Genomic DNA, 12,378 nt, shown 5'->3' on the forward strand with positions numbered 1-12,378 from the left:
CTAGATGCGCTTGAGCTGCGGCGCCTTCTTCAACAGCTGCGCGAGGAAGGTGTCGCCCATCTTCTCCAGCACCGTGTTGCCGCGCAGGCGCTGGTTCAGGTTGACGAAGTCCACGTGGTCCAGCCGCTGGTCCTGGTTGTAGCAGGAGAAGACCCACGTCTCCTTGCCGGTGAGCGGGTCCACGTGCCGCTGGAGGCACTGGGCGCAGATCTCCTTCATCATGCACTGCATGGGGGAGTTGATGGACCCGATGGCCTCGTGGCCTGGCTTGAGGAACGGCTGGAGCACGCCGTGCCGGGCCTCCGCCACCGCGCGCATCATCCGGTCCGAGCCGATGGCGATGATGCGGTCCACCTCGCTCAACGAGATGACGGGCTTCACGCCCAGCTTGCCTTCCGCGTACGCCACCATGGCCTGCACCACGTTGCCCCGGAAGGCCGCGTCCTGCGGACGGCGCACGTCCAGTGTCTCCCCGGAGTCCACGGACCAGATGACCTGGTCGGTGCCGGCTTCAATCTCGTCCTGCTTGAACGAGTCCGACTTCAGCCGGTAGCCCGCGAAGTACACCACGCGGCAGCCCGCGGCCTTGAGCGAGCGCGCGATGGAGAAGAGCACCGCGTTGCCCAGGCCGCCGCCCACCAGCACCACCGTCTCGTTGTGGCCAATCTCCGTGGGCGCCCCCGTGGGGCCCATCAGCACGACGGGCTCGCCGGGCTTGAGCGCGGCGCAGAGGCGGGAGGAGGAGCCCATCTCCAGCACGATGGTGCCCATCAGGCCCTGCTCCTTGTCCACCCACGCGCCCGTGAGGGCCAGGCCCTCCATGGTGAGGCGCACGCCGTCCACGAGCGGCGCGTTCCGCTCGAAGTTCTGGAGCCGGTAGAACTGGCCGGGGGAGAAGTGGCTCGCGGCGAAGGGCGCGCGCACCACCACCTCCACGATGGTCGGCGTGAGCCGGTTCACCGCGACGACGGTGGCGAGGAACGCCTCGTCCAGCTTCGCGAAGTGGGCGGCGCGCTTCGCCTCGCGCGCCTCCTGCGCGGCCGTGTCGCGGAGGTCCATGGCGGCGACCTCCTTCGCGAACAGGCGCGCCACCTCCGGGTGGCCGTCCTTCGCGCTGGCCATGGCCTTCACCACGTTGCCCGCGTAGGTCGGGTGGTTGTCGCCGTAGAAGGACACGAAGCGGCCGTCCTGCGCGTAGGACGTGAAGAAGCCCACCTTCGCCTCGGGGTCCTCGGCGGCCTCCACCGGCTGGAGCTTGAAGCCGTTTCCGTCCTCCACCAGCTCGTGGCCCTGGAAGTACTCCTTCGCCTCGTCCAGCTGGAAGGTGCCGGGGTACTCCTTCTCGTAGGTGACGTTGGGGGACGTGCCCGCCGCCACGCACACCGTCTTCGCCGGCAGCTCGAAGAACTGGCCGCTGCCCTTGAGCTTGCCGTCCACCGTCACCATGCGCTCGAAGCGGATGGCGCGCACGGCGCCGGTGTCGTCCTGCAGCGCCTCCGTGGGGCTCATCCGCTCAATGAAGCGGATGCCCTCCTCCAGCGCCTTGGACACCTCTTCGTGGTTGAGGCGGTAGGCGGGGGACTCCGTGAGGCCCCGGCGGTACACCAGGCTCACGCCGCCCCACGAACGCACCAGGTGGATGAAGTCCGGCGAGCGGCCTTCGGCCCGGGCCTTCTGGCGCTCCGCGCGCACGGCGCGGCCGTGCTCCAGGAAGGTCTGGTAGGTGGCGCGCTCCTCGGCGTCCAGGCGCGCGACGACGCCGTCCTCGCCCAGGTCCGCCACCAGCTTCTCGTGGCGCTCCAGCGTCTTCTCCACCTGCACCGGGTAGTACGCCATCAGCTCCGTGGCGGTGTCGATGCCGGTGAGGCCGCCGCCGATGACGATGGCGGGCAGCTGCACCTGGAGGTTCGCCATCGAGTCACGCTTGAAGGCGCCCGTGAGCTGCAGCGCCATCAGGAAGTCGGACGCCTTGCGGATGCCCCGGATGAGGTTGTTCTTCATCCCGATGATGGTGGGGCGGCCCGCGCCCGCGGCGATGGCCACGTGGTCGAAGCCCAGCGCCCACGCGTCCTCCACCGTCAGCGTGCCGCCGAAGCGGATGCCGCCGTAGATGCGCAGGCCCTCGCGGCGCGCGAGCGTCAGGTGGATGAGCGTGAGGAAGTTCTTGTCCCAGCGCACGGTGATTCCGTACTCGGACACGCCGCCGAAGCCCTCCAGCACGCGCTCGTCCAGCTCACGCGTGAGTGCGCGCCAGTCGCGGATGGGCGCCAGCGTGTGGCCGTTGCGCCCCACCAGCTCATCCGGGAACGGCTCAATCTTGAGGCCGTCCACGCCGGTGACGGCGAAGCCCTCGTTGAGCAGGTAGTGCGACAGCGTGTAGCCGGCGGGGCCCATGCCCACCACCATCACGTTGCGGCCCACGTAGGGCAGGGCGTACGGGCGGCGGATGTTGAGCGGGTTCCAGCGCGTGAGGAAGCCGTAGATTTCAAAGCCCCACGGCAGCTCCAGCACGTCGGTGAGCGTGGCCGTCTCCGCCAGCGGGATGTTCACCGGCTCCTGCTTCTGGAAGATGCAGGCCTTCATGCAGTCGTTGCAGATGCGGTGGCCGGTGCCCGGGCACATGGGGTTGTCCAGCGTCACCATGGCCAGCGCGGCCACGGAGTCACCCTCGCGCTTGAGCGCGTGCGCCTCCGAGATGCGCTCGTCCAGCGGACAGCCGGTGAGCGGGATGCCGAGGGGGTTCTTCTTGAACGAGTGGCCCTCCGCCACCGGGTCCTTCGCGGGGAAGCCCTTGCTGCATGAGTCCTTCTGCCGCTCGTGGCAGATGACGCAGTAGTCCACCTCGTTCATCACGTCGCGCGGGGTGCCCCGGCGGTCGGTGAGCTTGAAGCCGTCGCGGTGGCGCAGGTGGTGCTCCAGCCCTTCCGTCTTCTCCTCCAACTGCGCGTCCGGGCGCTGCAGCTGCACCAGCTGATCGAACACCAGCGGCTTGGGCAGCCTGAGCGTGGGCCAGGTGTGGAAGAGGGCCTTCGTCTCCGGGTGCAGCGCGCGGGCGTACGTCCAGCGGTCCGCCAGCGACAGGAGCGCGCGCACGCACTGGAGCTCCGCCGCGTCGTCGCCCTTGGTCACCAGGCTGGAGCCGAACGCGTCCGCGCCCTCCGGCGTGGCGGTGAGCGCGGCGCGCAGGGCGGCCCAGCGCTCGCGCAGGGCGGGGGCGCGCTCCTGGTGCGCGGGGGGCAGGTTGCCGGAGTAGAGCCGCTCCAGGTCCAGCAGCGTGAGGATGGACTCCGCCAGGCCGCGCTCCAGGTCGCCGTGCGCCAGCGCGTCCGGGAAGCCCAGCTGCATGAGCAGGCGCATGCGGCCGTCCAGCGACGGGAACTCCGCGAGCGTCGGGCGGTCCTGCGCGCCCTTCTTGAAGACGCGGCGCGTGATGAACTCGCGCTTGAAGTCGAAGAGGGGCAGCTCGCCGCGCAGCTGGCGGGCCAGACGCTCGGCCTCCGGCGTGATGCCGAACAGCGTGGCGACGAAGCGCGAGACGTGGCGGGCCACCTGGATGAGCAGGTCGGACTCCGCCGGGCCCGAAGGGCTGGTGCCGCCGGACTTGCGGTAGGCGTCGAAGGCCTGGAACAGGTCGGGCGCGTCACCCTGGAGCTGCGCGTCGAAGCGCTCCGCCAGCCGGCGCAGGCCGCTGGGGCGGTACAGGTCTTCGAAGGAGAACCCCGGCAGGCCCAGCTGGAGCGTGGGGGCAGGGGCGGAAGCGGGGTCGTTCAAGGCGCGCATGTCACGGGACTTCAGGGGGAGGTGAACCTGGAGCAACGATTCCAGAAGGGGGCCTATTTCGCGGCGTGTCGCCCGGAAAGCAAGCGGCTTGGGGCCGCTGGAGGCCGCCGGGCGTGAGGGAGGCCCGCGGGCAGGCGCGTCCCATCCGACGTCAGGCTCGTCCCATCCGACGTGTTGAGGCGGTGGCCCCCAGCGGCTACGGTGCGCCGCCATGATGGACCCCGCCGCCCGTCGCGCCTCCGAACCGCACCTGGCCCCCGTGCCGGATGCCTGCTACCTGTGCAAGGGAGTGCGCCTGCGGCTGCGTCACCGGGCGCGCGGCGCGACCCAACCCCAGGGGGCGGCGGCCTACAACTGCACGTCCTTCGGCCACCGCAGCCACCCGCCCATCTGGGGCTGCGAGGACTGCGGGATGATGTTCCAGTGGCCGCTCCAGTCCCCGGACGCGCTGCTCCAGGCGTACCAGGACGTGGAGGACCCGCTCTACGTCGCGGAGAAGGACAACCGCTACCACACCTTCCGCCGCGTGCTTCGCGAGCTGGGCCCGGCCCAGGGCCGCACGCTGCTGGATGTGGGGGCCTACTGCGGCTACTTCCTGGACGTGGCCCGCGAGGCGGGCTTCCGCCCGGAGGGGCTGGAGCTGTCGCGCTGGGCGGCCGGCAACGCGCGGAGCCTGGGCTTCACGGTGCACGGCATCTCCCTGCGGGAGCTGGCGGCGAAGGGGCTCCAGTACGACGTGGTGACGCTGTGGGACGTGGTGGAGCACTTCGCGGATCCGCGCGAGGAGCTGAAGGCGGCGCTCAAGCTGGTGCGCCCCGGCGGCCGCATCTACCTGTCCACCATCGACGCGGGCAGCCTGCTGGCGCGGCTGATGGGCGGCCAGTGGCCGTGGCTGATGGACATGCACCTGTTCTACTTCGGCCGCCGCACCCTGGCGCTGCTGCTGGAGGAGGTGGGCTTCCACGTCACGGACGTCCGGACGTACACGCACATCATCTCCGCGGACTACCTGCTGCGGAAGGTGGGGGCGAGCTTCACGCCGGCGGCGCCGGTGCTGGAGCTGGCGCGGCGGGGTGTGCCGTCCAGCTGGTCCATCCCGTTCAACCTGGGCGACAACATGTTGATGGCCGCCGAGCGGCCCCGCTGAAGGTGTCCCCCGCGCCTATGTCCCCCTTGATGCGGCGGGTGCTGCACCCGCTGGTGCTGCTCACGTTCTTCGCGCTGTCGGCGTTCCACACCTGGCCGCTCGTGTCCCAGATGAAGGGGCACGTGATGGGCGGCCGCGAAGACGTCTACATGAACATGTGGCACCTGTGGTGGATGCGGCAGGCCCTCTGGGTGCAGCCGCAGAACCCCTTCTTCGCGCCGTTCCTCCACTGGCCGCTCGGTGCGGAGCTGTACTGGCACACGCTGGCGCCCGCGAAGACGCTGTGGGGCGTGGTGCTGCTGCCGTTCATGCCGGTGGAGACGGCGTACAACGTGGTGCTGTTCGGCTCGTTCGTGCTGACGGGCTACACGTCGTGGCTGCTGCTGCGCTACCTGCTGGAGCGCGCGGGCCACGGTCCCTGGATCGCGGCGGCGGCGGCGCTGGCGGGCGCGTGCGTGTTCAACTTCTCGCGCTACCACCTGGCCCACGCGACGGCGCACCTGAACCTCAGCGCGCTGGAGGGGCTGCCGCTCTACCTGCTGTGCTTCTTCCGCTGGCTGGACGAGGGCAAGCGCAAGTGGCTGGTGGGGCTGGCGCTGTGCGCGTTGTACGTGTTGCTGTGTGACTACTACTACCTCGTCTACATCGCGCTCTTCTCGCTCTTGTGGGTGGTGGCGGAGCGGTGGAGGCGGGGGCCGCTGCTCTCCGTGGACACGTGGAGGGATCCGCTCGTGCGCCGGGCGGTGGTGGCGGGCGTGGCGGCGGGGCTCGCGTGCGTGCCGCCCATCGTGCCACTGCTGCTGCATGCGTTCCCCGCGCCGCTGCAGATCCACCACGGCGACTCGGACTACTTCTCGGACCTGTATTCGTTCTTCGTCCCGGACACGCGCTCGGCGTGGATGACGGAGCTGCCGGCGAGCGCGCGTGAGTTCTCCCTGAACATCCTGCGCATGAAGATGGCGACCAACGCGGAGGAGACCGGCAACTTCCTGGGCTGGCTGACGCCGCTCTTGGCCATCTTCGCGCTGTGGCGGGGCGTGCCGGAGGGGCGCCGGTGGCTGGGGCTGGGGCTGGGCTTCGCGGTTCTGTCCATGGGCACGGTGCTCAACATCGGCCTGGAGGACCGGGTGTCCCCGGTGGTGCTGCTCTTCGCCATCGCGCTCGCGGTGGCGCTGGTGCCCGCGTGGCGGGAGCGGGTGTGGCGGCGGGACGTGTTGCTGCTCCTGGCGCTGGCGGTGTGGCTGTCGCTGTCGGAGCCGCTGACGGCGTTCGGCGTGCCGCTCAAGGTGCAGATTCCCATGCCCTACGTGGTGTTCAAGCACGTGGTGCCGCTGTTCTCGCGCGGGGGCATGCCGGTGCGCTTCGTGCTGCTCACGTTCCTGTCGCTGTCGGTGCTGGTGGCGTTCGCGGCGGCGCACGCGGGGACGTGGGCGTCCCGGCGTGACGCGCGGCTGGGCGTGGCGGTGGCGCTCGCGGTGGCGCTGGTGCCGAACGTGGAGTACCGGGGCCTCCAGATGCTGGTGCCCCAGGTGCCCCGGCTGCCGCCGGTGTTCGACGAGATCCGCGACGCGCCCATGCCCGCGGCGGTGCTGACGGACAACGTGCAGGGGCAGTGGGAGCAGATGTTCCACGGCAAGCCGGTGTCCTACGCCCGGCTGTCGCGGTTGCCGGTGCGGGAGTCGGCGCTGGTGGACTCGCGGTTGATCCGCGCGGCGGAAGGGATGCGCAGCGCGTTCGGCACCGTCACCCCGGAGGAGCGCGAGGAGATGCGGCGCTTCCTGAAGGAGCACCACTTCAAGTGGTACGTGACGCACTTCTTCCACCCCATCCGCCACCAGTTCATCACGGACGAGCTGGGAGGAGAGATGGTGCACCAGGACGGCTACGTCACCGTGTACCGCTTCCCCGAGGGGTAGCGGTCATTCGCATTCGGCGTACTCGATGTTCTCGCGCTGGACGTCGCTCGCGGACACGGCGCCGTCGCTCACGGTCACGGTGACGCTCTCGTCCGCGGACAGCATGGCGCCACACTCGGCGAAGGCGCTGGCGCCGCAGCTGCGGGTGAGGACCACCTTGCCGGTGCCCTTCTTCGCTTCGAGTCGCGTGTTCGTGCAGCGGTAGGCGGTGGGGCCGGAGCCCGGGTCGTTTCCGCGGACGTCCTCGTCGCCCTCGGTGTCCGCCGTGTCGAGGACCTCGCCGTCCTTGCCGAAGAGGACGAAGTGGAAGCGGGTCCGGGAGACGGTGTTGCCGCGTCCCTCCTCGTCGGGGGACTCCGACTCCTCCTGGGTGAACACGCGCAGGGTCGCGTCCGAGGAGATCTTGAGGACCTCGTCCCGGGCCTCCAGTGGGGAGTCCGGCCCCTTGGGACAGGCGAGCTTCTTCGCGGGGAGCTTCACCTCGCGGGAGTACGTCCCCGGCGCGAGCAGCTTGAGGTGCTCGAGGACAGGGGCCGCTTCGTCAGCCGCGCAGGTGCCCAGGAGCCAGACCCAGAAGCCGGGCTTGAGGCCCGGGACGGTCTTGCTCGCGACGAGCCTGGGGTGGCCTTCGGGAAGGGTGAGGCCGGTCTTCTCGAGCAGCTTCTCGAGCTCGGGCCAGGTGGCCTGCTGCGCCTCCGCTTCGGCCTTGTCCTTGGAGCCCTTCCAGATGAGCGCGGCGGGCTTGTCCCCGGCTTCAGCGCGGAAGGCCCCGGTGAGGGCCAGCAGGCCCAGGACGACGATGGATGGACGCATGGCGGTTCCCCCTTGCGGTACGCGACCGCACCGACCGCGACGCTAGGCCCCGGACGACCACGCTGTACACCACCTGTCCGACACGGCGCCCACCGGTCTGCTTGTCGGAACAGCCGCGGAGGGCTCTGCCGGCGCCGGTCCGCCCAACTGGTCCGACTGTCGGACCAGTTCGCGGTGCGCCGCCGCCGGGAGGTGTCCTGTCCGCGGGCTCAGGGCTTCTTGGGTCCGCCGCGCTTCGGGCGAGAGCCACGTGACGCAGGGGGACGAGGCGTGCCCTCCGGCCGAGGCGTCTGCTCGCGAGAGGGCTTCGCGGGCCGTGCATTCTTGGGGCGGGAGGGCTTCGCCGGACGACGGCGCTCGTCCGTCTGCGCCGGTCGGGATGACCCGCTGAGGTCGATGCGTGGAGGCAACGGCGGACGGACCTGTTCCGTGGACGCAGGCTCCACGGGACGCTGTTGCCCGGAGGCGGATGGCGGCTTCGGCGGACGACGCTGCTCCTCAAGCCGCGGGTTCGCGGGCCGCTCGGCGGCAACTGCCGACGGAGGCTTGGGCGGACGGCCCTGCTCGTTACGCGGGGGCTTGGGCGGATGGCCCTGCGCTCCAGGAGCAGGCTTTGGCGGACGGCCGTGCTCCGGGTGTGACGGCTTCGGCGGACGGCCCTGCTCGTCACGCGGCGGCTTCGGCGGACGGCCTTGCTCCGGGTGTGACGGCTTCGGCGGACGGCCTTGCTCGCCATGCGGAGGCTTCGGCGGACGGCCGTACTCGATGGCCGGTAGCGGCCTCGTCCTGGGCGGTGGGCCTTCCGCTTCCTCGTCAGCCGGCGCACGGGGCGCGGGCCGGCCGTAGGCGGCGGGCGGGAGCGGCTTCGGCGGCCTGGGGGCTTCTGCTGGCGGCTGTGCCTTCGCGGCCTGCGCCCTCAGCGTGTCCACCTCGCGGCGCAGCCGGAGGACCTCCGCGGAGAGCTGGGCGTAGGAGTCTCGCACCAGCCCGTTGAACACGCGCTGGCGGCCCAGGGTCTCGTTGATCAACACCTGGCACGTCCTGCGGAAGGCCCACTTGGCCACCAGCACCGCCTGGCCCATGCCGGCGCGGTGCGTGTGCAGCGGCAGGGCGCGCGTGGTGTCCGCGTTCTCCTCCAGCGCGTGCATGTTGAACGTCAGCGGATCCACGCGCGGCTCCACGCCGTCCTCCGGCACCTCCGCCGGCTCCGACGTGGGCAGCCCGCGCACGCGCAGCCGCTCCTCGATGCGGGCCACCAGGGCCCCCGTGGGAATGTCCCGTCCGAGCAGCTTCATCGGTGTGTCTCCTCCACGATGCGCGCCATCTCTTCCCGGTACGCCGTGACCACCTGGGGCCACGTGTGCCGCTGCGCGTAGATGCGGGCCCGCTGGCCCATCACGTCCCGGGACTCACCCACCTCGCGCAGCCCTTCGATGAACGACGCCAGCCCCCGGTACACCCGGCCCGCGCCACTGCGCTCCACCTGTCCCACCAGCACGTCCGAGTGCCCGTTCACCAGCACCGGCGTCCCCTGCGCGAACGCCTCCAGCGTCAGGAGCGACAGGCTCTCGAACTTCGACGGCACCACCACCGCCAGCGCTCCCGCCAGCGCGTCGTGCTTGTCCTGTTCGGAGATGCGCCCCACGTGACGCACGCCCTCGCCGCTCACGTCCATGTTCGCTTCGCCCGCGAGCACCAGCTCCGGCGCGTCCTGGTACTTCGCCCGCAGCTTGCGGTGGAACGTCAGCAGGTCCGGTACGCCCTTGCCCGGCTCCAGGCGGCCCACGTAGAGCAGGTAGCGGCCGTGCACGCCGTACTTCGCCCGGAAGCGGTCGGGCACCGCCGGCAGCGCCTCCACGCCCACGCCCACCACGCGCGCCCGCGCATGGTCCGGGTGGAAGCGCCCGAGCATGTCGACCTCCTCCGGCGTGTTGCACATCAACACCCGGGGCCGGTTGAACACGTCCGCGTAGACGCCGAAGCGGATGGGCGGCTCGTCGTGCGCGGTGGGCACCAGCATCGCGCGGTCCGCCACCAGCGGCAGGCCCCACGCCGTGGGCGCGTAGAGGTACGTGAAGAACAGGTAGCCGTCGTACGCGTCCTGCGTGGTGGCCAGATGGTCAATCAGTCCGGGGCTCAGCGGGCCCTGCTCGGCCACCCACTGCTCCTCGCGCAGCCGCTCGTTGCCGTGGCCGAACACCTGCCGAGACAGGCCGTTGAACGCGTGGATGTTGCGCGTGCGCGTCACCGGGAAGCGCAGCACCTTCGCGCGGCCCACCCGGTCCTCGCCGGGCGGGAAGGCGTTCTCCCACGTCAGGTGGTTCTTCGCGCAGGTCGTCACCACCGTGACGTCCCAGTGCGGGGCCAGGTGCTCCGCCACCTGCGCGGCGTGGCTCTCCGCGCCGCCCGTCACCTCGCCGTAGCGCTGCACCACCAGCGCCACGCGCGGCCGCTTCGCCGGGGCCCTGCGCGGACGGGGCGGCGGCGCCACCACGCCCTCCAGCGCACGCGTCAGCGACACCTGCGCGGCGGCGGGGGAGAAGTGCTGGAGCCTTCGCGCCTGGCCTTCGAGCACCGCCTTGCGCAGGTCGCGGTCCTCGCTCAGGTCCACCGCCAGCTCCGCGAGGAACGCGTAGCGCTTCTGGTCGAACGCGATGCCCGCCCCGCCCAGCGTCTCCGGCACGGCCGCCGCGGCGTACGCGAGCACGGGCACTTCGGAGGCCATGGCCTCGATGATGGGGACGCTGAAGCCCTCGTGCTCGCTCATGGAGACGAACACGGACGCGGAGCGGTACACCGCCACCAGCTCCGGATGCGACAGGCGCCCCAGGAAGTGCACCCCGCTCAGGTCCTTCATCTCGCGCTGAAGCAGCTTGAAGTAGCGGCTGCCTGGCTCGTAGCCGCCGACAATCAGCAGGCGCGCCTGGGGACGGATGCGCAGCAATTCGCGGTGCAGCGCGAGCAGGTCCTCGAAGCGCTTGTGCGGCATCACCCGGCTCACCGACACAAGGGTGGGGCCGGGCCCGGACAGCTCCGCGAGCTTCTTCCCATCCGCCACGGACGCGGCGAAGCGCTCCTTCTCGATGAAGAGCTGCACGGTGTGCACGTTGCGGTGGCCGGCGACGCGCAGCTCCGCGCCGTTGAAGTCCGAGTCCCCGATGGACACGTCCAGGAAGGGCGCCATCGCGGCGATCTGTGCGCGGCCCGCCACCAGCGCGTGCTCCAGCGGCGTGTCCCGGTAGAAGCGCGCGGGGCTGATGTTGTGGAACACCACGCCCCGCTTGCAGTCCAGGTGCATCAGCCGTCCGCTCAAGGGCGACGCGATGCCGTGGTGGTACAGCACCAGGTCATCCGGCTTCGGCTTCAGCGTGAAGACGTGGCGGGCCAGGCCCTGCAGCCCTCCGGCGACCTCCTCCGCGTAGATGTCGCCTGCGTGCCCCATGCGGCGCAGCAGGAGTTGCAGGTGCAGCGCGGCCTGACCGGAGGCGTCGCCGGGGCCGAAGCTTGGGATCAACTGATGGACCGCCATGGGGGGCCGTATGTAGCACACGGCATGGTATGAGGCGGCCCGTGTCGACCCCCGGACCCATCGCCTTCGACGCCACCCTGTGGGACGAACCCACCACCGGCATCGGCCTCTACACCCGCTGCCTCGCGGAAGCGCTCCAGGCCCAGGGCGTCCACCTGGACCGGATGGGCGCGCGCAGGTCCGGTGAGCACCCGCGAGGCGTCCAGAAGCGGACGCCGTGGACGCTGGCCACGCTGCCCAAGCTGCTCAAGGCCTCACCGCCGCCCGTCTACCACGCGCTCAGCAACTTCAACCTGCCGCTGCGGCGCACGCCGGGCACCGCGTACGTGCTCACCGTGCACGACCTGGTGCCGTTGGACCTGCCGCACACGGTGTCCACGCCGTTCCGGTGGCAGTTCCGGCTGTGGCTCGCGCGCAGCCTGATGCTCGCGGACCGGCTGGTGTGCATCAGCGAGTGCACGCGCCAGGACCTGGTGCGCCGCTTCCCCCAGGTGGAGCCGCGCACGGTCGTCGTGCCCAACGGCGTGGACCACGTGAACGCGCCCACGCTGGACGCGGCAGACGAGGACTTCCTCCACGCGCTCAACCTGCCGAAGGACTACGTGCTGTACGCGGGCTCGCTCGACGTGCGCAAGAACGTGGACCTGGTGCTGGACGCGCAGGAGCGGCTGCACGCGCGCGGCCGGCCCTTCTCGCTCGTGCTCGCGGGGCAGAGCTGGTTCGGCTCCGGGACGGTGGAGACGCGCATCGCGCGGCTGCGCTCGGAGGGGCTGGACGTGCGGGCGCTGGGCTACCAGACCCCGGCCATCTTCTACGCGCTGATGCGCCGCGCGGCGCTGTTCGTCTTCCCCTCGCGCTACGAGGGCTTCGGCCTGCCGCCCCTGGAGGCCATGCGCCTGGGCACGCCCACGGTGGTGTCCACGGCGGGCTCGCTGCCGGAGGTGTGCGGGAGCGCCGCGCCCGCGGTGGATCCGGACGACGCGGAAGGGCTGGCGGCAGTTATTGACCGACTGTTGCGTTCGCCGGAGGAGCGCCGCGCGCTGTCGGAGGCGGGCCAGCGTCAGGCCGCGAAGTTCACCTGGGCCCGCACCGCGGAAGGGACGCGGGCCGCTTACGATGCGGCGCTGCGCCACCGGTAGGCATTTTCCGGTGGAAGGGGCGTCACGCCAACCGGCCCGCCAAGGGCCCCCTGG

7 protein-coding genes are annotated in these 12,378 nt (G+C 71.0%); 3 read left to right on the forward strand and 4 right to left on the reverse strand.

Translation table 11 applies throughout. From position 1 onward, the window contains the following. The gene (locus AABA78_RS19625; RefSeq protein WP_338264630.1) at positions 1 to 3,780 is read right to left on the reverse strand and encodes an FAD-dependent oxidoreductase; all 3,780 of its coding nucleotides are present in this window, start codon (positions 3,778 to 3,780) and stop codon (positions 1 to 3) included. Positions 3,781 to 3,991: 211 nt separating this feature from the next. Between AABA78_RS19625 and AABA78_RS19630 the strand changes: the two genes are divergently transcribed. Beyond that, a complete protein-coding gene (locus AABA78_RS19630) occupies positions 3,992 to 4,927 on the forward strand; it encodes a class I SAM-dependent methyltransferase (RefSeq protein WP_338264632.1) in 936 nt (311 codons plus the stop codon). Positions 4,928 to 4,944: 17 nt separating this feature from the next. Further along, positions 4,945 to 6,843 carry a hypothetical protein gene (locus AABA78_RS19635; protein WP_338264634.1) on the forward strand — a complete coding sequence of 633 codons (1,899 nt, stop codon included), beginning with the start codon at positions 4,945 to 4,947 and terminating at the stop codon, positions 6,841 to 6,843. Between the two features lie 3 nt (positions 6,844 to 6,846). On the opposite strand, the gene AABA78_RS19640 is transcribed toward AABA78_RS19635, so the two are convergent. From AABA78_RS19640 to AABA78_RS19650, 3 genes are all read right to left on the reverse strand, one after another. Then, positions 6,847 to 7,656, reverse strand: a complete 810-nt coding sequence (locus AABA78_RS19640) for a hypothetical protein (RefSeq protein ID WP_338264636.1) — start codon at positions 7,654 to 7,656, stop codon at positions 6,847 to 6,849. 209 nt (positions 7,657 to 7,865) lie between these two features. Beyond that, entirely contained in the window at positions 7,866 to 8,951 is a 1,086-nt protein-coding gene (locus AABA78_RS19645; RefSeq protein WP_338264637.1) for a hypothetical protein, read from the reverse strand. Continuing rightward, positions 8,948 to 11,185, reverse strand: a complete 2,238-nt coding sequence (locus AABA78_RS19650; RefSeq protein ID WP_338264639.1) for a glycosyltransferase family 4 protein — start codon at positions 11,183 to 11,185, stop codon at positions 8,948 to 8,950. The genes AABA78_RS19645 and AABA78_RS19650 overlap by 4 nt, the downstream gene beginning before the upstream one ends. 29 nt (positions 11,186 to 11,214) lie before the next feature. On the opposite strand from AABA78_RS19650, the gene AABA78_RS19655 reads away from it, so the two are divergent. Then, entirely contained in the window at positions 11,215 to 12,324 is a 1,110-nt protein-coding gene (locus AABA78_RS19655) for a glycosyltransferase family 4 protein (RefSeq protein ID WP_338264641.1), read from the forward strand. The last annotated feature ends 54 nt before the right edge of the window (positions 12,325 to 12,378 follow it).

The sequence above is a fragment of the Corallococcus caeni genome (assembly GCF_036245865.1).
GTDB classification, from domain to species: domain Bacteria; phylum Myxococcota; class Myxococcia; order Myxococcales; family Myxococcaceae; genus Corallococcus; species Corallococcus caeni.

Excerpts from the sequence above, each read along its gene's own strand:
- AABA78_RS19625 (WP_338264630.1), bottom strand. The coding sequence starts at position 3,780 with ATGCGCGCCTTGAACGACCCCGCTTCCGCCCCTGCCCCCACGCTCCAG.
- AABA78_RS19650 (WP_338264639.1), bottom strand. The coding sequence starts at position 11,185 with ATGGCGGTCCATCAGTTGATCCCAAGCTTCGGCCCCGGCGACGCCTCC.
- AABA78_RS19645 (WP_338264637.1), bottom strand. The coding sequence starts at position 8,951 with ATGAAGCTGCTCGGACGGGACATTCCCACGGGGGCCCTGGTGGCCCGC.
- AABA78_RS19630 (WP_338264632.1), top strand. The coding sequence starts at position 3,992 with ATGATGGACCCCGCCGCCCGTCGCGCCTCCGAACCGCACCTGGCCCCC.
- AABA78_RS19655 (WP_338264641.1), top strand. The coding sequence starts at position 11,215 with ATGAGGCGGCCCGTGTCGACCCCCGGACCCATCGCCTTCGACGCCACC.
- AABA78_RS19635 (WP_338264634.1), top strand. The coding sequence starts at position 4,945 with ATGTCCCCCTTGATGCGGCGGGTGCTGCACCCGCTGGTGCTGCTCACG.
- AABA78_RS19640 (WP_338264636.1), bottom strand. The coding sequence starts at position 7,656 with ATGCGTCCATCCATCGTCGTCCTGGGCCTGCTGGCCCTCACCGGGGCC.